Below are 20,587 nucleotides of genomic sequence, written 5' to 3'. Positions count from 1 at the left end.
ACCCTGAACCCTGAACCCTGAACCCTGAACCCTGAACCCTGAACCCTGAACCCTGAACCCTGAACCCTGAACCAGATGACAAGGTGACAAGGTGACAATGGGATTTTTTCATCCCTCATCCTTCATCCCTCATCCCTTGAAAGAACCCGGAACCCGATTATGCTTTCGCCTTGGTCGGAAGTCCCCCCACGGCTTCGCGGTATTTGAGCAGAAATTTTTGAAAATCTTCCTTGGTGGCCGTGAACTGGCCATACCAGAACTCATCGAAGCGATTGGTCATTTCGTGCATTGGCGAATAGATGCGGACCTGGCTGCGCACGCGGTTGAGGTATTCGCGATTGGTGAGTCCTGGCTCGATATGGATGACCTGGCGTTCGTCCATATCGTAGAGGAGCGCGACATAGACCTTCCGAATCGCCTGCCGGTATTCACCTGTTCGCGCCAGATCCATGCCAGCGGTCAGAAGTTCTTCGGCAGTGGTGGATTCGTCAATTTCTTCGCCTAAAATGACTCGTTTCCCGCCTTTTTTCTCAGCCGGGTCACGCTTCCAAAACCGCAGCACCAGCACTCGGGTGATCCAGGCAACCGCCACCACGACCAGAGCAATCACGACCATTTTGGCCAGATCCAGCATCGTCAGGCCACCGGTTTTAAAACTCGGCCAGAGCATCCGGAGCAAATCCAGCAAAAATTCACCTAACCAGCGTTGAAACCGGTCACGCCAGGTATCGCCCTGTTTGATATTAAAATCTCGGCGACTCAGGATTTCCTGCATTTTTTCAGTTGCCTGACCCCGCCCGGCACTGGCGGAATTGTCTGGTTCAAACATCCGGGCGCGGAGTTCGGTCATTTCTTCATTGAGGAGCGCCAGTGCCTGCTCCGAATCCGCCGGTGTTTTGGCCGATTGCTGTTTTTCGAGCAAATCGTAAAGCCGTGAGTTATCAACCGTGAGGGATTGACCTTGAAAATCAACGACTTCATTCCGAGGAAGCAGTAATCGGAACTGTAACACATCGTCTATTTTGAGATGATTTGAAGCCCGCCACTGGCCGGGAGATTCGGGTTGCTGGCCAAGATTGAGTGCCTGCCCGATGAGTTGATGCGCTTCGTCAAACCGCCGGAGGTAGTCTTCCTGCGATGTCCCGGCCAGCGCCGTGGTCATGCTCAACCAGCACACCCCAGCCACACACACCATTATTCTAAAAAGTCGGGCGAGAAAGGGCATAGAACGTTCAACTTGAATCAATTGATAAGGTTAAAAGGGAATTCAACCCGACGGGTCATCGTGACGGGCTGACCGTCTTTCATTGCTGGACGAAATCTGATGTGTCGGGCGGCGGCAATTGCCTGTTCATCCAGTCCATAGCCGAGTGACCTGACAACTCGAATAATACCAATGGTTCCGTCCTCGCGAAACTCAATTGCCAAAACTACCTTTCCCACAATGCAGGATTGTCGTGCTTCGTCTGTGTATCCAGGTTTGGGTTGACTGGTAATTTGGGGTAGGGTGAAACGGTGATCATCTCCTGCTATCCCTCGATCAAATCCGACCTCTGTTGATCTGAAAATCCATTCAAGTTCACCGAAATCAACTGCCAGTTCTAAACCAGGAAAATTCAAAGTCGGTGTGGGTTCAGGCCCAGTTGGAATTCGCTCTGGATTCGGTTTAGCTTTTTGGGATTGGATTGCGAAGACTGTATTCACCACAACACACACCAAGACTGACAGAAAACACAGTTGGAAGACAAATTTTTTCATCAAAGATGCCCCAGAAGAGAGAAGAGAATCTTTCTATCTCCGTTGCGGAAAGGTTGCTTGAGCTTGACAGTTTCCGCCCGGATGGGCGACGGAGAGTAGCCGGTGGTTTGCCGCTTTGGGCACACCACCGGATCTTCGGTCCGATTCTGTTCGCGCCCGGATGGGCGCTGGAAAATTGTGTCGGTCAGATATTCTCAGTTCTGTAAACCCGTTGAGATTTTGATCCAGCGCCCTACCGGGCGCGAACGTGCCGGGGCTTGGATTCCGGTGGGTGCGCCTCAAAGCAGGCTGCCCACCGGCTACTTTCCACCGCCCATCCGGGCGAAAACCGACCTTTCCGCAAGGGAGAATCACCCTATCTTGAGTCTTCAGCCCCTAGCCCTGAGCCCAATGCCTTCAGCCCGAAGTCTTTATCCCTGGATTTCTGCCGTGCTCGGAATTCCCGGCAGTCCCACGGCAGTTTGCACGGCGCGAATCACCGCATCGGCCACAGCCTCTGCCGCTAAAATGCCGACTCTCCCCGGATGAGTTACAAACGGCTGTCCTTTTATATATGCCGGCATCGCGACGGCAAAAAGGGTGTCTCCGTCAAATGGGGTGTGAACAGGAAAAATCGTGCGTGCCAGACCATCATGGGCCATTTGCGCCACTTTGGTCAGTTCGGTTTTGGTTAAAGCGGCGTTGGTCGCCACCAAACCGATGGTTGTGTTTGAACTTGAGGCCGGGTTGAACGGGTCAAGCAGAGTGCCTTCACGCATCAGCCGGATTGGATCCGCCAGGGTTTTTCCGTCTTCGCTCCGTGCTCCGGCCAGAATGTGACCGGTGCGAGGGTCGCGAACATCTCCCCAGGGGTTGGCCGCGATGAGGGCTGCGACACAGAGCCCATCTGCGGTGTGAATTGCCGCCGTGCCAATGCCACCTTTCATCGCCCGATGAAACCCGAGCATTTTCCCAACCGTGGCACCCGCGCCAGCCCCGACTGAACCTTCACTGACCGGGCCATCCGAAGCCGCAAGGCATGCCTGGTATCCGCTTTCCGCATCTGGTCGGATGCTGGCATCGCCAAGCACCAGATCAAACAGAACTGCCGCCGGTACAATTGGCACCCTGGCCACGCCAACATCAAACCCAATCTGGCGTTCTTCGAGATAGCGCACAACACCTGTGGCTGCCTCCAATCCAAACGCGCTCCCACCCGTCAACACAATGGCGTGAACCTGTGAAACGAGATTGACCGGAGACAGCAAGTCCGTTTCCCGTGTACCCGGTGCGCCTCCACGAACATCAACCGCTGCCGTGGCCGGTGAATCAAACAAAACCACCGTGCAGCCAGTTGGCCGTCGTGAATCAGTCCAGTGTCCGACGCGAATGCCGGGAATGTCAGTGAGTGAAGCCATGAGAATGAAGAATGAAGAATGAAGAATGAAGAAAGTGGTTAGTGGTTAGTGGTTAGTGGTTGGTTCTTGGTTCTAACTTTGAAAGTATTGATTCCTAAGCACTAAGGACTAAAACATTAGATACTAACCACTAACCACTAACCACTAACCACTAACCACTAACCACTAACCACTATCAGAGTTTGACGCACACGTTTTTTAATTCCGAATAAAACTGGATCGAATGCAGGCCGCCTTCACGACCTATCCCGCTCATTTTCATGCCGCCGAAGGGGGTTCGAAGATCGCGTAAAAACCAGGCATTGATCCAGACAATGCCGCATTCAAGTTGCTTAGCCACCCGATGGGCACGGGTCAGATTTTGTGTCCAGATCGCCGCGCACAGACCATAATCGGTGTTGTTGGCAAGCACGACGGCTTCTTCTTCGCTGTCGAACGGACAAATGTGACAGACCGGACCGAAGATTTCTTCTTTGACCACACGGGCATGTTCGTGAAGGCCGGTAAAGATGGTGGGTTGGACATAGTAGCCGCCGTTGAATGGTTCGGCGAGATTTGGAATTCCGCCGCCGGTGACGACTTCGGCGCCTTCTTCTCGGGCAAGTTGATAGTACGAAAGGACTTTTTGCCGATGTGTGTCGGAAATCAAGGGGCCGATGGTGGTTGCCGGATCATACGGGTCGCCAGGCTTGAGTTTGCGGGCTTCAACTTTCATCGCTTCAACAAACCGGGTGAAAATCGGGCGTTCGACATACACTCGTTCCGAACAGAGGCATACCTGTCCGCAGTTGGAAAAAACCGAACGGGCGGTGCCCGCGACGGCTTTGTCAAAATCAGCATCCGCAAAGATGATGGCCGGGTTTTTTCCGCCGAGTTCAAAGGAAACCTGCTTCATATTGACCGATGAGGCTTTCATAATCGCCTGACCGGTGCGGGTCTCGCCCGTAAAGGTCACTGCTCGAATCCCTGGATGCTCAGTAATGGCCTGCCCGGCGGAATTTGGCCCAAATCCATGAACAACATTGAACACACCAGGGGGAACGCCGACATGTTTCATGACTTCCCCCAGAAGTGTGGCGGTGCCTGGGGTTTCCTCCGAAGGTTTCACGACGACGGTGTTACCAGCCGCGAGTGCTGGCGCGACTTTCCAGGTCATTAACAAGAGCGGCAAATTCCAGGGACAAATCACGCCGACCACACCCAACGGGACGCGCAGGCTGTAATTGATGGCGCCCGCGCCGTCTTCAGTATCCATCTCAAAACATTCAGTTGCAAAGCTGCGGGCAATTTCGGCAAATATCCGAAAGTTGGCCGCACCACGCGGGATATCAACCGCGCAAGCAAGACTTCGCGGCTTTCCAGTATCGGCAATTTCAGCATCCATAAAATCATTGAAGCGAGCTTCGATTCCGTCGGCGACTTTGCGGAGCAGGTTCAGGCGGTCGGTCATGGCCATTCGTCCCCAGGGACCTTTGAGCGCCGCCTGGGCTGATTCAACTGCCCAGCAGACATCGTTGGACCCGGCTTCGCTCACGTGTGCGACTACCTGTCCAGTGGCCGGGTTGTAGTCAGGAAAGATTTTGCCGTCAACTGCATCAACAAACTCTCCATTAATAAACAGTTTGTAGCTCTTCCGTGGTGTGGTCATGGCGAGTGGTCCAATCAATGTGAAGGATAAAACGTGACAAGTACGCCTCTGGCATCGGCGTGAAGTTGCATTGGATTCCACAGAATATGCAGAACCCCATCCAGCCGCAAATCCAAAGGCAGAAAATTGCTTTCGAGTCCTTCGAGGATGGCGACCCGCCCGGCCCACAGCCCGCCGTGGGCACAGGCGTGAATCGGAGACGCCGCCGGGTGGTCAACCGAAGGCGCGTCGGTCCCAAACAGGAGCAAGTTTGGCAACTGGCCCAGATAGTTTCCGGCTTCGGGCGTCAGGTAGGCAAAATGGTCATCCCACTCAACTGGCGTTCGCTGATAGGTCCGCACGATCAACCGCCGAACAGTGAGTGGATCAATTCGGGCCTGGGTCATGGCCTGAGTCAGTATGTCGAGGGTAATCGCAGGTGATGATTGACCAGCCAGAAATGAAGTGAGATTCAAAACCGTGGCCGGCCCACGATATTGCCGGTCATCGAACTGAGCCAGCGGAGGCTCTTTCAGCCAGTGCGCTGGTTGGTCAGCGTGTGAGCCAGCGTGGGCATTCCACCGGCCAAAAACACTGGACGTCACCAGACAAACCCCGGCTGGATTTGAGGAAACATCCTTGACCTCCGAAAAAATGCCTTCCGTTTGATCCAGCTCAACGCCGATGAGTTTTCCAAGTATCTGCCGGTCAAGGATTTGAAACGGCGGAGTATACCCTGGGGCAGGGAAGCTCACCCGCCGGTGCGCAGGCGATGTGCTCAGGTCAATCCACTGGCGAAGATCAACCAGCGGCCAGGATTCGGTTTCAAGGGCAGCCAGTTTTTGGGTCAGCAACGAATCAGACATGAGTAATGACCAAGGGTGACAAGGTGACAAAATGATACCAGTTTGTAGTCAGTAGATCGTAGTCAGTAGTTCACTAACTTCAATTGATTGAATTACTTGACTGTTTTCTAGTACGATCTTTTCATTCCAAAATGGTATGACACGGTGACAGGGTGACAAGGTGACAAGGTGACAGGGTGAAGAGTGACAAATTGACAGGGTGACAAAATGACCATATGACAGGGTGACAAGGTGACAGGGTGATATTTATTCATTTGTCATTTTGTCAAAAAGTCACCCTGTCACCTTGTCATTTCTTCCCGGTTCCTAATTCAAAGCGTTTGTGCATCGCAACCACAGCGGCAGGAACATCTTTGGCTTCAACCACAAACGAAATATTGATTTCCGATGACCCCTGGGCAATGGCGATGACGTTAACTTTGGCATCAGCCACGGCTGTAAAGACTCTCGCGGCAATGCCGGGTCGCCCGTGCATTTGTTCGCCAACAGCGGCCACAATCGCGATTCCATCAGTCACTGTGATGGTTTCGATGTGCCGGTGATGAAACTCAATGTCGAGGGCTTTGCGCAGGGCGGTGCGGGTTCGCTCGGCTTCAGAGGAATCAACAATAAAGCAGAGGTTGTTTTCCGAGGACGACTGGGAAATCATCAGGACGTTGATGCTCTGGCTTGCCACAGCGGAAAAAGTTTTAGCCGCAATCCCCGGAACACCCATCATGCCGCTTCCGCTGATAGTTACCAGGCTCAGATTTTTGATGGCCGTGATGGCTTTGATGTCGGCGTCCCAGCCGCCAGTTTGGGAGGTGATATAAGTGCCGGGATGATCAGGTTCAAAGCTGTTTTTGATATAGAGCGGAATCTTGGCTGGGGCCAGTGGAAGCAACGTCTTTGGATGCAAGACTTTCGCACCGTAATAGGACAGTTCGGCTGCTTCACTGTAACTGATTCGGGGAATGGTCTGGGCATCGGGGACCAGGTTTGGATCAGCCGTCATAAATCCGTTGACGTCCGTCCAGATAATTACCTCATCGGCATTGAGGGCGGCGCCGAGGATTCCTCCCGAATAGTCTGAGCCGCCACGTCCGAGTGTGGTCATCACGCCCTGCGGTGTCGCACCAATAAATCCAGTCACCACCGGGATTACCCCATCCCGCAGGAGCGGGAGCAATCGGGTCTGAACCTTCAAATTGGTTTCAATGCTATCTGGGGTGGCATCACCGAAATTATCGTCCGTGACCACCAGTTCGGTCGCATCAATTGCTTTGGCTCGCAACCCGATATTGCGAATCGCTGCGGCGACGATTCGGGCTGAAAGCCGTTCTCCGGTCCCGGCAATGGCATCCAGCGCCCGGTCTGGGACTTCGCCCAGGATATGAATTCCATAGCATAGTTTTCCAAAGTGTTCGAGCAGCGTATCCACTTCAGTATACAGCTTTTGTTGCTCTGAGGTGTCAGAGACCAGGGCATTGATGGCGTCGCGGTGTTTATCGGTCAGTGTGGCGCGGGCGTGGATGGCTTTGTTGAGCGAGCCAGCCGCCGCATCATGGGCGCTGGCAAGGAGTTGATTGGTAACGCCACTCATGGCAGACACCACCACGACCAGTTGTTTATCCCCGGCATAGGCATCCGCCACAATTTTAGCCAACGCGGCGATTCGGTCAGCATTTCCAACGGATGTTCCGCCAAACTTCATTACTCGCATGAAAAGAAAATCTCCTTAGAAAGTCAGTCCCACCTGGGTGAACGGGTGGGGGATGGAATAGAGTCAAAAGTCAGTACCACCTGGGTGAACGGGTGGGGGTGGAATAGAGTCAATGTGCCTGAAATCAGAGGGCAGCCAGCCAAAAAGGCTAGATTAGAAAGATGTGGTCCGAAAAACAAGGAACTTATGTGTATCAGGCTGATCAGCCCCGCCTGAATGGTCCCCACCCACAGCGGCAGAGTGCGCGCCATTTTATTGAGTTGGAAATGGCAAATGCCTTGCCAGATGCGGGTAACTGCTTTGAATTCAAAGATAAAAGGCAGCTTCCGTCTTGTGGATGCAAAACCTGAAAATCAGCTTCAGGCATACACTGGGCAATTGACAGCACAAAGCTGATGTGTTGCAATGCGAATTGACAGATCTCCTAACACACACGGTCTAAAGACAATCTCAAATTCCCTTCGATTCACATCACATCTCTCTTTTGCCGAAGGATTTAGTGAAGGAAAAACACACGCGTATGGCTAAAAAAAGAATATTAGTCGTGGATGATGACGACGCGATACGTGAATTATTTGATGGCCTGCTCACCGAAGCAGGGTATGAGGTGGTTCTGGCTGAGGATGGACTGGCCGCCGTGGCATCGCTCAAGAAGCAGGTGCCGGATCTGGTGATCCTTGACGTGATGATGCCTGTGATTAGTGGGCCACGGTTGATGGAACTGATTCGATCCTCAGACAATCCGGAAATGTGGCAGGTGCCGATTTTGTTTTGCTCCGCTGCCCACGTTCTGGACGATATTTCAAAATCCAAAGAATTCAATGTCACCCTCGATGACTGTATTTCAAAACCGTTTGAGGTGAAGCAGTTACTTCGCATCATCAAAGACCGCTTGACTGAGGCGTTGCCGCCGCCTGATGAAAGCGGCGATAATGCCTGAACCTCCGTGGTCAACAGGTTGTTTCAGGGAAAGGGAAGTTGGATATGAAGTACACGTTTTTGCTGGCCTGGCTGCTGATAAGTTCCCAAATTTGCGCAGCGTATGGACAGGAAACGACTCCTCCTCCCACACCTTCCGAAAAAAAAGCCGGTTCCCAGCCGGCACCCCCCAAGAAACAACGTGTCCTGACCAACGAAGATTTCCCCAGTGGGCGCAACCCTCAGCCTGAGACGCGCCCATCCCCCGAGCCGACTGATCCCTCCACGCCAGCCCCAAGAGTAAATCAAAAGGAAGTTCGCCGGGTTGCTCTTCGCACCCGGGCCAAAGAAATCATGACGCGGATGAGTACCATTGATTCCCAAATTGGACTTGTCAAAGTGCGGCTTGAGGAGCTGAAAGGTGAAGAAAAGGCGGTCTCCCTATCCCAGGTCAAAGATGGAAAAACGTATCTCAGAGCCGTTGGACCGCGCGGCGAGGTGGTCTATATCCCCGTCAAAACGGATGAAGACCAGCGGCTGAAATCACGTCTCCAGGATCTGGAACTCGATGCCACACGCGCCCAGGTTGAATGGGAATATTTAATTGACGAAGTGCGTCGTGCTGGCTTTACGATTCAACAAGTGCTCAAAGAAGACGATGCAGACTGACCCACCGGAGCAGGGCTCCGAGTACTCCGCTCGGATCATTTATCCCCGAATGCGAGTCGCCGCTCCTGCGTTCCTGGTGCCGCCGTCTCAGACTTCAGGAGGTAAACGTGAGCCCCGATTTGGAAAATCTAATTGCGCTGCATGAAATTGACATCCGACTGGTTGAATTTCAGGCACAAATCAAAGCGCTTGATACGGAATGCACCAGGATCGAGACTGAGTACCAGCAATATGCTGCTGCATACAACGAAGTCCAATTAAAACTGACCTCATCCCACCGCCGAAATAAGCAACTCGAAGACGACCTGGCCGACACTCAGCAAAAACTTGAGAAGTACAACGAGGACCAGAAACGAGTTCGCAATCAGAAAGAATACGCTGCCACCCTCACCGAAATTGATAATGCCAAAAAGGCCATCAGCCGGCTTGAAACCCAGTTGCTGGAATTGATGGACGAGGTCAAACGGCTCGAAGACGAAGCCGCCAAATACTCCCCTGATATTGAAAACAAACGCAAGGAAGCCGACGCGGCCATCGCCGATTGTCGGGCCAAACAACAGCAACTCAAGCAGGATATGGAACACCTGAAGCTGGAGCGTGTTCGGTGTGAAGCTGCGGTCTCGCGTCCGTGGATGGATCGCTACAATCGGGTCTCAAAGCTTCGGACTGGTCAGGCATTGTCTCAAGTCATCAACGGCGCCTGTTCTTCGTGCCGCATGACGCTCCGACCTCAGGTGTATAGCGAGGTCCGCCAGGGAGATGTGATTTATATTTGCGACCATTGCAGCCGAATCCTGTTTTATCGACCAGAACCTAAAGTGGTTGTGATGGAAGCCTGAGCGTTTCCTGACTTTCTTCAGATGGTTGATCAGAATCGCCGCTGAAGGGAGGTGCTCGGCAAAATATATCCTCATCCAGTGTATTTTGGCGGCTCAATTCTGCATTGAAGGGAACTGAAAGGCTTTCAGTACCTGACGTTTCAGGTTGGGGAATATGATCTGTGTGCCAAAGACACCTGAAGCGGGGTGTGGTTGATCAAATTATTTTGCCAGGAGGGGAAGTGGATGCGGATTGCGGTGTTGTGGTTATTGATGTTGGCGTCGGTGGTGCTGGCACCACTGGCTTTTGCGCAATCGGGTCGCGTGAATGAATCAGGAACCCGGTCGTATTCGATTAACGCCATTCTCCAACCCATTCCAGACGAATCTGGGCTTCCTCCTTTAAAAGGGGTTGAATCCGCTGACCCAATTCCAATCCAAAGAAATCAGGTTGCGGTGTATGAAGCTGGGATTGAACAGGAAATTCAGGGCCTTCGGTCTGATGTTTCCGGTGCCCGGTATGTGCTGCTGGTTGATAATTCACAAAATGTCCAGGCTCAAACCTCGGATATGGAGCGGGCGGCGCGGTCAATTGCCAAAGAAATTTATGTGGGCGATCAGGTCATGGTGGTTGGATACAATGATTCGCCAGAGATCATTGAAGACTTTACCGACGACGGCAAAAAACTGGTTGAGGCTGGTAAACTGTTTGCCAAACGAAAGCCGCCCCGCTTGTTTGATGCCCTTGCCGCCGTGGTTGAAGATGCCCTCCGAAGTCAAATCAGTTCTTCCAAGCGAGTCATCCTTCTTTTTTCCGATGGATATGACTATGGGTCACAATACACCTACGATCAGACCCTGGAACTCCTGCAGACTGAAAATATCGTGGTGTATGTCCTGCAATGCAGCGACCGGACCTTTGGCGCACCACGAGCCAAAAAACTTGGACCCAAGCCCGCGATTGTTGCCAAAGAGCTGGCAGAAGGTACCGGTGGCCGGGTATTTTCAATGGACGACAGTCTGGCGGCAATGAAAATCATCACGGACGAAGTTCGCAATCGCTGGTATGTGCTGTCATATTCGCCCAAAGGCGTCAACCTTACGATCAACCGCCGATTATTACTCTCCCTCAACGATAACAAATACAGTTTGCGGACCAAACAACAACAACCCGCCGGCCATTAAGGCAGGCGGGTTGTTGTGTGAAGGATGCCGAAGGGGGGACTCGAACCCCCACGGGTTGCCCCACACGCCCCTCAAACGTGCGTGTCTACCAATTCCACCACTTCGGCATTTTGCAGCTTTCAACCTGGAGAGCTGAACGCTACGGAAATTGTCAATTCAGTGCTTATTTCTTCTTGGTATCAGCTTTGGAATCAGTCTTTTGATCTTTCTGATCCTTAGTTTTATCGGTTTCGCCAGCCTTGGGTTCCGCTTTCTTCTCATCCTTGGCCGGTGCCGCTGTTCCTTCGGCTGGCTTGGTCGCATCAGCCGGTGCTGGTGTGGCGGCTGGTGCTGACTGAGCCGGAGCGGCTGGCGGTGCTGGCGGAGGAGGTGCTGGTGCTGTGACCGGCAAATCTTCAATTCCTGCGGCCACTGGCTTTGGAGACGTCACTCCGGGAAGTGAGAAGAGAAAGGCCATCAGCATAAAGGCAGCCGCAGCACCAAAAGTGATTCGTTCAAGCGGCTTTTGAGCCCCACGAGCTCCAAAGGCGGTCTGGCTTCCACCACCAAACACGGCGGCGGCATCGCTCTTTCCGGGCTGGAGTAAAACCACTCCGATCAGAATCAAGCAGGCAAGAAAGAAAATAGCGTAAAGGATGTAAACGTACCACTGCATAATAAGTTAAAGGCAATCCCAATGAATGGCTGTCGGTCTGGGTCGTGAGTCAGAAATGACACCAATCTGACCAACAGCTTACTGTTGATAGAACACAATCCTGGCAAATGAATCGGCTTTCAAGCTGGCTCCGCCGACCAGCGCACCATCAATATCAGGTTGTTCCATATACTCAGCGATGTTTTCTGGCTTAACGCTGCCGCCATACAGAATCCGCAGTTGTTGTGCGGCTTCGGTACCAAACTTTTCACTGATAACGGATCGAACGAGTGCGTGCATGGCTTGGGCGGTGTCAGGTGTGGCTGCGTGGCCGGTTCCGATGGCCCAGACAGGTTCGTAGGCGGCGACTATACGGAAAAGGTCGGAGGCTGTCAAGGTAGCAGTTCCTTCAATTAACTGCTCAGTGACCACTTTTTCTGCCTCACCGGCTTCGCGTTGCGCCAGTGTTTCCCCAATGCACAGAATCGGCGTCAGCCCAACGGCCAGGGCTCGTTGAACCTTTCGGGCGACCCGATCATTGGTTTCATGGTAGTACTGACGACGTTCAGAGTGACCAATGATGACGTGGGTACAGCCCGCATCCGCCAGCATTTCGGCACTGATTTCACCGGTGAATGCCCCTTCGGGGCCCTCGGCGGCCACGTCCTGTCCGGCAACTTTGATGTGGCTTCCTTCAAGACGATCAGCGACAGTTTTCAAAGAGGTGAAGACGGGTGCAATCACGACTTCACAATGGTTGGCATTAAACGTTCTTGATTTCAGATCCAGCGCGGTGGCGACTGATTCGGAAACCGTTTTAAACATTTTCCAGTTCCCGGCAATGATTGGTTTTCGGTTTGACATACAGGAAAAAGGACAGCGAAAGGATAGGGGCAAAGGAAAAACGCAAGAATACGCAAAAGACGGGACTTCAGCAATGGGGAAATTTTGAAAGACCGGAAAACTTTGGGGCAAAATGAAGAATGAAGAATGAAGAATGAAGAATGAAGAATGAAGAATGAAGACCAGCAATCTTCAACCTCAAACCTGACTTCTTCAGCCCGAAGTCTTCAGCCCCGAGTCTGCGAGTCTTCAGCCCGCTGCTTTACCGAGGGAGGAACCCACGCAGGAAAATCGCGCTCATTTTGGCGCTCAATTCAACAGGAGACCCATCGCGTTTCGGGTCATACCACTGATAGAGCCAGTTCATCATGCCAAATAGCGCCAGGGCGCTCAGCCGACATTCGGTTGGATTGGGTTGACTCCCAGCTTGAGCCTGGAGGTCGGTCAGTATTTTCACACACCGTTCGGTATAGCGTCGTTTCCGGTCGTTCACCTGCTTTTGCCACTCGCCACTCAGCGCATCTGCTTCAACCGACAGTACTTTCATCTCGGGCATGTGCGCGACGTAAAAATCCAGGTGGTTGAAAATCAACCGGTTTAATTGCTCGATGGCGGGTAGTTCTTCGGATTCTTGAGGTTTGAGCGCCTGTTCAAGCCGCTCCCAAATTGTGGCAAAGGTGACATCGCTGATGAGAAACAACAATTCTTCTTTGCTGCGGAAATAGTAGTACAGGCCAGCCAGGCTGAATCCGGTAGCCCGTGAAATATCCCGCAACGAGGCCCGGTCATAGCCTTTTTCGGCAAACACCTGGGCACTGGTATGGAGAATAAAATTGAGTTTCTGGTCATACGACCCACGTTCAGCTCCAGGCGACGTGGTCGGAAAGAAAGAGTTTTTTCCGTTCTTCGGGAGTGGTTTAGGCTTCATTCTTGACGCATTGACGGGGCAATGGTAGTTTCTGGCTTGATTTCACCCGCCACCTTATCATAACTCAAATCAGGTACATACTCTTGTCAAACCAATTACGACTTACTGCGCTTGGAGAAACGCACCGCGCCCTGGGTGCCAAGATGGTTGACTTTACCGGATGGGAAATGCCTGTTCAATACACAGGCTTGATTCCGGAACACAATGCGGTCCGCACCGCGGCTGGTCTCTTTGATGTAAGTCACATGGGGCAGTTATGGGTCAACGGACCCGCCGCCCTGCAATTGTTGCAACGTGTGACGTGCAATGATGTCAGCAAGTTAGCTGATAATCAGATCCATTATTCAGGGCTGATGACCGAACGGGGAACGTTTGTGGATGACATTCTGGTCCACCGGTTGAGCGCCGACCGTTTTTTCCTGTGTGTCAATGCCGCCAATATTGAAAAAGATTTTAACTGGATTGCCCAGCACGCTTCTGGTCTGGATGTGGAAGTGCTCAACCACAGCGAAGAATACAGCCAGTTGGCATTGCAGGGGCCAAAAGCAGTTGAAATTCTCCAATCGCTGATTGAATTTGACCTCTCGGGCCTCAAGTATTACTGGTGTCAGCCTGAAATTGAGCTTTTTGGCTGCAAAGTGTTTTTAACCCGTACCGGCTACACCGGAGAAGACGGGTTTGAACTCTATTTTGCGCCGGAACACAGTGTCGGCATTTGGGAAGGCTTGCTCAAGGCTGGAAAAGCCTATGGGTTGGTCCCGGTTGGATTAGGAGCGCGCAATACGTTGCGGTTGGAAGCCAAAATGGCCCTCTACGGCCACGAAATTGATGACACCACCACACCGCTTGAGGCCGATCTGGGATGGATTTGCAAATTGAATAAAGGTGAATTCCTGGGAAGCGACCTGATCCAGCGCCAAAAAACCGAGGGTCTGCCGCGAAAACTGGCTGGCTTCGAGGTTGATGATCGGGTGCCAGCCCGTGATGGCTACACGGTGTTGCACGATGGCGAGGAAGTTGGTCGCGTTACCTCCGGAAGCCCTTCGCCGTACCTGAAGAAAAACATTGGGTTGGCGTACCTGCCACTTCATCTCACTCAGATTGGAACGCCCATTCAGATCTTTGTCCGTGGTCGTGAAGTCGCGGCTCATGTCATTCCAACCCCGTTCTATAAACGACAAAAATAGCCCCATCGGGAAAAAGGGAACCTCCTCTCATTGATCCTGATTGGTGGTCCTTCCCACTCACAACGACTGGTTTGAAACGTGCGGCATCGGATTTTCAAACCCTAACCCTAACCCATCACTTTCAAGGAGTTAAGAGACAAGTATGTCACATTATCCGGATGATTGTTCCTATACCAAAGACCACGAGTGGATTCGTGTGAGCGGGGATACAGGTCGCATTGGCATTACCTACTATGCTCAAGAGTCACTGGGAGATGTGGTCTATGTGGATTTACCGAAAGTTGGCGAAACTTATAAATCAGGCGCCCCTTTTGGATCAGTGGAATCCGTCAAGGCAGTCAGTGAATTGTTTATTCCAGTCTCGGGTGAAGTTTTAGAAGTGAATGCTGAGTTGGCTGACAAACCTGAACTGGTTAACAACTCGCCTTATGATGAAGGGTGGATGGTGGTTGTTCGATTGACTTCCCCAAGCGAAGTAGACGCCCTGCTGTCTGCCACGGAATACGAAGATTTCATCAACAACGGAAAGGCATAACTGGTTTACACATGCGATACATTCCGAATGCCAGTTCTGAGCGTGAATCCATGCTGGAGAGCATGGGGGTTTCCAAGATCGCCGAATTATTTCGGGGGATCCCCGAGAACCTCCTTCTCAACCGACCGCTCGACATCCCACCAGCTCAAAGCGAAGTTGAGTTGATTGCCACTTTTAAACAATTGGCAGGCGAGAATCGAGATCCGGAATCCTATGCTTCATTTCTGGGCGCCGGGGTATATGACCATATTCGGCCACTGATCATTGACACCCTGATTTCCCGCTCGGAGTTTTATACTTCCTATACTCCCTATCAACCGGAAATCAATCAAGGCACCGTGCATTCGATTTTCGAATTTCAAACCATGATTTGCCAGTTGACGGGAATGGATGTGGCCAATGCCTCGATGTATGACGGTTCGACAGCGCTGGCGGAAGCCATGATGATGGCGGTTCGGGTCACTGGAAGACGAAAAGTAGTCTGTGCCGGCACGGTTCATCCAGAATACCTGCAGGTGATCAAAGCCTATGCCTACAATAGTGGGATTACGGTTGAGACCATTGGGTGGGGAGACACCGGCACCGTTGAAACGGAGACGTTGGTGGTTGATAAAGAAACCGCCGCTGTCATTGTTCAATCCCCAAATTTCTTTGGCAGCATTGAAGACTTGTCAAAACTGGCCACTGCCGCCCATGCGGTTGGGGCCTTGCTGGCGGTTTGTGTCACCGAAGCCATCAGTCTGGGGATTCTCAAGACTCCGGGAGAATCTGGGGCGGATATTGTGGTGGGCGAAGGTCAGTCACTGGGAATGGCGCCAAATTTCGGCGGCCCGTTTGTCGGTTTTTTCGCGGCTCGTGAAAAGTACCAGCGTCAGATGCCAGGCCGCCTGGTCGGACAGGCATTTGACACGGATGGGAACCGGGCGTTTACCATTACCATGGCCACCAGAGAACAGCACATTCGTCGTGAGAAGGCGACCTCCAACATCTGTACCAACGAGGCGCTTTGTGCCTTGGTCGCCAGTGTCTTTCTGGCCACGCTTGGGCGACGGGGAATGCAGGAACTGGCCACCCGCAATGCCCAGAAAACCGCCTATGCCCTGAGTGAAATTTGTAAACTGGATGGATATTCGCGAACGTTTTCGGCCCCTGTTTTTAATGCCGGGGCTGCCTCATAAGGAAAGACCACGGTTGGAACTTTCATCTTATAGAAATTATGAATTATGAATTATAAAAAATCATCTCATTGAATATGAAGTGGTTAACCAGTTCATAACTCATAATTCATCCCTCAGAACTGGTATTCACATACAAGGTCCGGGCGCTCACTTCACCACTGGCTGAGTGACCGCCCGTTTTCTTTCTCAAGATATGGCGCAACAAAATACTTTCGACATCACTTCAAAAATTGACCACACCGAGGTCAATAACGCGGTTCAACAGGCTCTCAAAGAAATTGGCCAGCGCTTTGATTTCAAAGGGAGCAAATGTGACATTCAACTCGAACCCAAGGAAATCGTCCTCGAAGCGGATGATGCCTATAAACTCAAAAGTTTGACCGAGGTCCTGGAAGCCCGGCTCGTCAAACGCAATGTTCCCTTGAAAGGGCTAAGCTACGGAAAGATCGAACCGGCTGCCGGCGATACTGTTCGTCAGCGAATTGAAATCCAGCAGGGAATTCCAACTGAAAAATGCAAAGACATCGTGAAGTTTATCAAGGAAACCAAGCTCAAGGTCCAGGCCACGATCAACGGAGACTTTGTCCGGGTGGCTGGTAAAGATCGCGACATTTTGCAAGACGTGATTGGTCGGTTGAAAACCCAGGATTTTGGGATTGATATGCAGTTCACCAATTATCGCTCCACTTAGTGAATGAAGAATGAAGAAAGTGGTTAGTGGTTAGTGGTTAGAAATCAATACTTTGAAGAAGAGCCTAAACCCAGTCACTAACCACTGATGCCAGTTAAGGGTTGAAGTGTTTTTTGGTTTTCATCCCCGTTGGGATGGAGTAAGGTGAGCCGGTGGTCAGCGTCGCTTTGGACGCGCCACCACCGGATGCGGGTCATCTCCAATCCAAATTTCCCCGCCCGGCCAGCCGTCGCCTACGGCGGCGGCTGGCCGGGCGGGGAACGGGTGGGGAGTGACCAGGTTCCCAGGGCTCGAAGACTCGCCCTGGGCTACGAGCCGGCGCCCACTTCGTGGGCTGAGAACCAAAACGGCTTCAACTCTTAACTGGCATCACTAACCACTAACCACTAACCACTAAATGGTCTTCTCATTCTGACCGACCAGTGCCTCAAGTTCGCGCACCGTATGTTCCAGTTCATCAATCAGGCGATTGGGTTCACCGGCTTGAAAGACTGTGAGGAGCGTCCGGTAGTACCACAGCGTCCCTTCTTTCCCGCCTCGGAAGTAGCCCCATACCCCTTCACCATTGACCCGATAATCGGTCAGGATTGCACGGGCGTTGTGCAGTTTGTCAGCGGCTGAGACCAGTCGGACGCGGGCCGAAGCTGTTTGCAGATGTTCGATATAGGCTTCTTTTCGGGCGCGCCAGGGTGGTTTCGGGATCGTCTCGGCATCGGTACAGCCATCCACCAGTTCCGTAACGTCATCGCCAAAGCGCCGGCGGATTTCCTGCCGGATGGCGTCGCCTCCCTGGTCTTCGATGGCGTCGTGCAATAAGGCGGCAATAGCCTGGTTTTCATCACCGCCATATTCGATGACCAGGGCTGCAACCGCCAGTAAGTGGGCAACATAGGGTGTATGTGAACCTTTGCGGAGCTGATTTTTGTGGAGCTGGGCCGCATACACCAGGGCTTCTTCGAACCGGGCAGAGAAGGGCATAGTGTGATGATTCGCTGTCGTTGATTTAAGCGTCAGGGGTACTGCGCCTGGGAAAGCAGAGCTGAATACCTGGGGGGGAATCGCATGGGCCGACCCTCGCGGTTGATCACGATATGAACCGTGTCACCTTCGGCTAATAACAGATTGTCATTATGGCGGTGGATCGAGTAGCTAAATTTGATCTGTCGCGAACGAAGTTCGCTGAGCCGGGTCCGGACCACGATTTCATCATCGTATCTGGCCGAAGCCAAAAACCGGCATTGGGCCTGGGCGACGGCGAGAAACGCGCCTTCCTCACGCTCCATCGTAGCATATTGAAAGCCACACCGCCGACAATAGTCAGTGCGACCTATTTCCATCCAAATCAAATAATTGGTGTGATACACCACACCCATCTGGTCGGTTTCGGCATAGCGCACTCGAAGGTGCGATTCAACGGTCAGTTCAGTCATAACTTTAGGGTTCCGGGTTCCGGGTTCCGGGTTCCGGGTTCCGGGTTCCGGGTTCCGGGTTCCGGGTTCCGGGTTTTCGAAGTGGGTGCGGTTCAAAGCAACAGCGCCCTTACACCACCTTGTCATTGTGTCCCCTTGTCCCCTTGTCCCCTTGTCACTTTGTCACTTTATCACCTTGTCACCCAGTCACCTTGTCACCTTGTCACGTTTCAGCCGTTGCCACAGCCAGTACACCGGAATGCCGACCACAACCACAAAAATTCCCATCAGAACTGGGCTGGTGGACAGGATTTGAAGCGCCTGACCAATATTTCCGGCTGTGAGCAATGGATAAGCTTCTTGAAACTGATGTCGGGTTTCGCGGACCATATTGACCAGCAAAACCACCGACACCAGCAACGCAATCAATGGCACCACAGGATACCCAGGAATTCGGTAGGGGCGTTCGGCGTCTGGATACCAGCGGCGAAACAGAAAGACCGCAAACGTGTTGAGCGCATTGGTGATCCAGATGACAAAGATCGTCATCGCAATGAGGCTTTCAAAGGTTCCGGTCAAGGTCAAAATCACGGCGCAGGTGCTCTGAAGCAGGAGGGCGCCAATCGGAGTTCCACGTTCGGTGACCCGGCTGAGCCAGGCAAAACTCAACCCGTCCCGGGCCATGGCAAAGGTGATGCGCGGGCCAGAGAGTAAATGGGCATTAAGCCCACCTACCACGGTGATAAAAGCCAGAGCCACCAAAAATAACTCACCTGCGGCCCCAGTCCGCCGGGCAAAGACCTCAGCGGCGACCAATTCTTTGGACGCTGCCATTTCAGTTGGGGAAAGCACGTACAAAAAGGCGGCATTCAACAGCAGGTACAGGAGCGTGAGGCTTCCAATGCTCCCGAACAACGCCCGAGGAATATCCCGCGCGGGCTGCTTCATTTCTTCAGCCAGAGTAATGACATCGGCATATCCGTCATAGGTCCACACCACAAACTGGAGGGCGATGCCAAACGCCACCCAGGTTGATATCGAAGGGGCAATTGCTGGGGCTGGTGTGACGGGCGGCGTGTTTCCGGTCAACCCAAAAGCTAGTCCCACAATCAGCAACAAGGCCAGAACTTTGATACTGGTAAAGATTTGTTGTGCCCAGGAGGCAGTGCGCAAACCCGTCAGATTCAGGATGGTAAAGATCAAAATGGCCGCCACCGCCACCGCTTTGATCGAAGCCTGACCATAGGTGACCGTCAGGCCCAGGGCCTGCCCGACCGGAACCACCAGTTTCCCGAAATATTCGCCAATCGCCACCGCTACGGCGGCCACGCTGCCTGGATAGGTGATCAGTGATGACGCCCAGCCATACAGAAAGGCTGGAAACTGACCATAAGCGGCACGAAGATACACATACCAGCCCCCGGCCTTTGGCAAGAACGTTGAGAGTTCAGCCAGCACCAGGGCATCAATCAAGGTCAACATGCCTCCAGCCAGCCAAACCAGCAATATCAGGCTGCTTGTGGGCAGAAGTCCGGCAACTTCGCCTGGATTCCGGAAAATCCCGGCGCCAATTGCCACACCCATTGAAACTGCAAGCCCAGCGCCAACCCCCAGAATTCGTTGCAGGCTCGGGGCCGGTCGAGGGAGGGAAGGTGAATCAGATTGGGTCATTGGAAATGAAAAAGGGAAGTTGGAATGGTCAGCATAGTACCCGGAATCAAAAGCCTGGGAAAGCAATGCCCGAAAAATGCGTGTAACTCACCGGCTTTCATCGAAGAAAAATCCAGCAACTGTCCAGGAATGGACTATCCAGAGATAGAAATTACTGGTTGCGTTCCAAGCTTGGCGTGCCTATACTCGTGCAGCATCAGTGAGATTCAGGCAAGTCTTCTTTTCCAAACAGCAATTCCACCCACCTGACGATATTTTCACCCTTCTGGACATCTGAATTTTTGGTGACAGGGGATGAACTATCCCTTACTCCAGCGTGGATCTGGTACTTCTGACTGATGACACCGTGCTTCGGATGACTCAAGTGGTTTATCCGGTACCGTGCCAGCTAAGATTGCTTCCGCATTCAGTAGTTTCGAAAAAGAGGTGCTGGCTTTCACCAGCCACACCGCACTCCCTGTTTTTGAGATTCCATCTTTGTCACGCGTAGACCTTTCCACTTTTCACTTTTTGGTGATTTGGAGAGGTGTTTCACTCGCAACATTCGTCGTCAGAAATTGGCAAAAACCGG

The 20,587-nt window shown here is 52.5% G+C and carries 21 protein-coding genes and 1 tRNA gene; 9 read left to right on the top strand and 13 right to left on the bottom strand.

Annotated features, from left to right (window positions below; translation table 11 throughout):
• Nucleotides 1–157: 157 nt before the first annotated feature.
• The 6 genes from HY774_20100 to HY774_20075 form a co-directional block, all read right to left on the bottom strand.
• Nucleotides 158–1,225, bottom strand: coding sequence for a DUF4129 domain-containing protein (locus tag HY774_20100; GenBank protein MBI4750786.1), 1,068 nt, complete (start codon nt 1,223–1,225; stop codon nt 158–160).
• 17 nt (nt 1,226–1,242) lie between these two features.
• Nucleotides 1,243–1,704, bottom strand: a complete 462-nt coding sequence (locus tag HY774_20095) for an energy transducer TonB (protein ID MBI4750785.1) — start codon at nt 1,702–1,704, stop codon at nt 1,243–1,245.
• Between the two features lie 464 nt (nt 1,705–2,168).
• Nucleotides 2,169–3,155: a P1 family peptidase gene (locus HY774_20090; GenBank protein MBI4750784.1), complete on the bottom strand. Its 987-nt coding sequence runs from the start codon at nt 3,153–3,155 to the stop codon at nt 2,169–2,171.
• 175 nt (nt 3,156–3,330) lie between these two features.
• Nucleotides 3,331–4,803, bottom strand: coding sequence for a 2-hydroxymuconic semialdehyde dehydrogenase (locus HY774_20085; GenBank protein MBI4750783.1), 1,473 nt, complete (start codon nt 4,801–4,803; stop codon nt 3,331–3,333).
• Between the two features lie 14 nt (nt 4,804–4,817).
• Nucleotides 4,818–5,648, bottom strand: coding sequence for a cyclase family protein (locus HY774_20080; GenBank protein ID MBI4750782.1), 831 nt, complete (start codon nt 5,646–5,648; stop codon nt 4,818–4,820).
• 289 nt (nt 5,649–5,937) lie between these two features.
• Nucleotides 5,938–7,350 carry an aspartate kinase gene (locus HY774_20075; protein ID MBI4750781.1) on the bottom strand — a complete coding sequence of 471 codons (1,413 nt, stop codon included), beginning with the start codon at nt 7,348–7,350 and terminating at the stop codon, nt 5,938–5,940.
• 520 nt (nt 7,351–7,870) lie between these two features.
• On the opposite strand from HY774_20075, the gene HY774_20070 reads away from it, so the two are divergent.
• The 4 genes from HY774_20070 to HY774_20055 all read left to right on the top strand — a co-directional run bounded on the left by HY774_20070 (nt 7,871) and on the right by HY774_20055 (nt 10,940).
• Nucleotides 7,871–8,290, top strand: a complete 420-nt coding sequence (locus tag HY774_20070; protein ID MBI4750780.1) for a response regulator — start codon at nt 7,871–7,873, stop codon at nt 8,288–8,290.
• Between the two features lie 44 nt (nt 8,291–8,334).
• Nucleotides 8,335–8,937, top strand: coding sequence for a hypothetical protein (locus tag HY774_20065; GenBank protein ID MBI4750779.1), 603 nt, complete (start codon nt 8,335–8,337; stop codon nt 8,935–8,937).
• A gap of 107 nt (nt 8,938–9,044) precedes the next feature.
• Nucleotides 9,045–9,776, top strand: a complete 732-nt coding sequence (locus HY774_20060) for a hypothetical protein (protein ID MBI4750778.1) — start codon at nt 9,045–9,047, stop codon at nt 9,774–9,776.
• A 225-nt stretch (nt 9,777–10,001) separates the two neighbouring features.
• Nucleotides 10,002–10,940: a VWA domain-containing protein gene (locus tag HY774_20055; GenBank protein ID MBI4750777.1), complete on the top strand. Its 939-nt coding sequence runs from the start codon at nt 10,002–10,004 to the stop codon at nt 10,938–10,940.
• Nucleotides 10,941–10,965: 25 nt separating this feature from the next.
• Here HY774_20055 and HY774_20050 read toward each other — a convergent pair.
• From HY774_20050 to HY774_20035, 4 genes are all read right to left on the bottom strand, one after another.
• Nucleotides 10,966–11,047: transfer RNA gene (locus tag HY774_20050), tRNA-Leu, on the bottom strand.
• A gap of 56 nt (nt 11,048–11,103) precedes the next feature.
• A complete protein-coding gene (gene secG, locus HY774_20045) occupies nt 11,104–11,595 on the bottom strand; it encodes a preprotein translocase subunit SecG (GenBank protein MBI4750776.1) in 492 nt (163 codons plus the stop codon).
• A 78-nt stretch (nt 11,596–11,673) separates the two neighbouring features.
• Entirely contained in the window at nt 11,674–12,438 is a 765-nt protein-coding gene (locus tag HY774_20040) for a triose-phosphate isomerase (GenBank protein ID MBI4750775.1), read from the bottom strand.
• Nucleotides 12,439–12,679: 241 nt separating this feature from the next.
• Entirely contained in the window at nt 12,680–13,345 is a 666-nt protein-coding gene (locus HY774_20035) for a TetR/AcrR family transcriptional regulator (protein MBI4750774.1), read from the bottom strand.
• An 83-nt stretch (nt 13,346–13,428) separates the two neighbouring features.
• Here HY774_20035 and gcvT point away from each other — a divergent pair, with 83 nt between their 5' ends.
• The 5 genes from gcvT to HY774_20010 all read left to right on the top strand — a co-directional run bounded on the left by gcvT (nt 13,429) and on the right by HY774_20010 (nt 17,299).
• Nucleotides 13,429–14,532, top strand: a complete 1,104-nt coding sequence (gene gcvT / locus HY774_20030) for a glycine cleavage system aminomethyltransferase GcvT (GenBank protein MBI4750773.1) — start codon at nt 13,429–13,431, stop codon at nt 14,530–14,532.
• 142 nt (nt 14,533–14,674) lie between these two features.
• A complete protein-coding gene (gene gcvH / locus HY774_20025; GenBank protein MBI4750772.1) occupies nt 14,675–15,067 on the top strand; it encodes a glycine cleavage system protein GcvH in 393 nt (130 codons plus the stop codon).
• An 11-nt stretch (nt 15,068–15,078) separates the two neighbouring features.
• A complete protein-coding gene (gene gcvPA / locus HY774_20020; protein MBI4750771.1) occupies nt 15,079–16,245 on the top strand; it encodes an aminomethyl-transferring glycine dehydrogenase subunit GcvPA in 1,167 nt (388 codons plus the stop codon).
• Nucleotides 16,246–16,438: 193 nt separating this feature from the next.
• Nucleotides 16,439–16,936, top strand: a complete 498-nt coding sequence (locus tag HY774_20015; protein MBI4750770.1) for a YajQ family cyclic di-GMP-binding protein — start codon at nt 16,439–16,441, stop codon at nt 16,934–16,936.
• A 144-nt stretch (nt 16,937–17,080) separates the two neighbouring features.
• A complete protein-coding gene (locus HY774_20010) occupies nt 17,081–17,299 on the top strand; it encodes a hypothetical protein (GenBank protein MBI4750769.1) in 219 nt (72 codons plus the stop codon).
• Nucleotides 17,300–17,329: 30 nt separating this feature from the next.
• On the opposite strand, the gene HY774_20005 is transcribed toward HY774_20010, so the two are convergent.
• The 3 genes from HY774_20005 to HY774_19995 form a co-directional block, all read right to left on the bottom strand.
• On the bottom strand, nt 17,330–17,914 hold the full coding sequence (locus HY774_20005) for an HD domain-containing protein (protein MBI4750768.1): 585 nt from the start codon (nt 17,912–17,914) through the stop codon (nt 17,330–17,332).
• Nucleotides 17,915–17,946: 32 nt separating this feature from the next.
• Entirely contained in the window at nt 17,947–18,366 is a 420-nt protein-coding gene (locus HY774_20000; protein MBI4750767.1) for an acyl-CoA thioesterase, read from the bottom strand.
• Nucleotides 18,367–18,552: 186 nt separating this feature from the next.
• Nucleotides 18,553–20,016: an amino acid permease gene (locus HY774_19995; protein ID MBI4750766.1), complete on the bottom strand. Its 1,464-nt coding sequence runs from the start codon at nt 20,014–20,016 to the stop codon at nt 18,553–18,555.
• Nucleotides 20,017–20,587: the final 571 nt, after the last annotated feature.

This window comes from Acidobacteriota bacterium (assembly GCA_016208495.1).
Taxonomy (GTDB): Bacteria; Acidobacteriota; Blastocatellia; order Chloracidobacteriales; family Chloracidobacteriaceae; genus JACQXX01.
The sequence above is the reverse complement of the archived record's forward strand: the minus strand, read 5'-3'. Positions and strand labels throughout refer to the sequence as shown.

What these genes read in the sequence shown, in the direction of transcription:
- HY774_20100 (MBI4750786.1), bottom strand. Translation starts at nt 1,225, where the DNA reads ATGCCCTTTCTCGCCCGACTTTTTAGAATAATGGTGTGTGTGGCTGGG.
- HY774_20090 (MBI4750784.1), bottom strand. Translation starts at nt 3,155, where the DNA reads ATGGCTTCACTCACTGACATTCCCGGCATTCGCGTCGGACACTGGACT.
- HY774_20085 (MBI4750783.1), bottom strand. Translation starts at nt 4,803, where the DNA reads ATGACCACACCACGGAAGAGCTACAAACTGTTTATTAATGGAGAGTTT.
- HY774_20080 (MBI4750782.1), bottom strand. Translation starts at nt 5,648, where the DNA reads ATGTCTGATTCGTTGCTGACCCAAAAACTGGCTGCCCTTGAAACCGAA.
- HY774_20075 (MBI4750781.1), bottom strand. Translation starts at nt 7,350, where the DNA reads ATGCGAGTAATGAAGTTTGGCGGAACATCCGTTGGAAATGCTGACCGA.
- HY774_20070 (MBI4750780.1), top strand. Translation starts at nt 7,871, where the DNA reads ATGGCTAAAAAAAGAATATTAGTCGTGGATGATGACGACGCGATACGT.
- HY774_20065 (MBI4750779.1), top strand. Translation starts at nt 8,335, where the DNA reads ATGAAGTACACGTTTTTGCTGGCCTGGCTGCTGATAAGTTCCCAAATT.
- HY774_20055 (MBI4750777.1), top strand. Translation starts at nt 10,002, where the DNA reads ATGCGGATTGCGGTGTTGTGGTTATTGATGTTGGCGTCGGTGGTGCTG.
- secG (MBI4750776.1), bottom strand. Translation starts at nt 11,595, where the DNA reads ATGCAGTGGTACGTTTACATCCTTTACGCTATTTTCTTTCTTGCCTGC.
- HY774_20040 (MBI4750775.1), bottom strand. Translation starts at nt 12,438, where the DNA reads ATGTCAAACCGAAAACCAATCATTGCCGGGAACTGGAAAATGTTTAAA.
- HY774_20035 (MBI4750774.1), bottom strand. Translation starts at nt 13,345, where the DNA reads ATGAAGCCTAAACCACTCCCGAAGAACGGAAAAAACTCTTTCTTTCCG.
- gcvH (MBI4750772.1), top strand. Translation starts at nt 14,675, where the DNA reads ATGTCACATTATCCGGATGATTGTTCCTATACCAAAGACCACGAGTGG.
- gcvPA (MBI4750771.1), top strand. Translation starts at nt 15,079, where the DNA reads ATGCGATACATTCCGAATGCCAGTTCTGAGCGTGAATCCATGCTGGAG.
- HY774_20015 (MBI4750770.1), top strand. Translation starts at nt 16,439, where the DNA reads ATGGCGCAACAAAATACTTTCGACATCACTTCAAAAATTGACCACACC.
- HY774_20005 (MBI4750768.1), bottom strand. Translation starts at nt 17,914, where the DNA reads ATGCCCTTCTCTGCCCGGTTCGAAGAAGCCCTGGTGTATGCGGCCCAG.
- HY774_20000 (MBI4750767.1), bottom strand. Translation starts at nt 18,366, where the DNA reads ATGACTGAACTGACCGTTGAATCGCACCTTCGAGTGCGCTATGCCGAA.
- HY774_19995 (MBI4750766.1), bottom strand. Translation starts at nt 20,016, where the DNA reads ATGACCCAATCTGATTCACCTTCCCTCCCTCGACCGGCCCCGAGCCTG.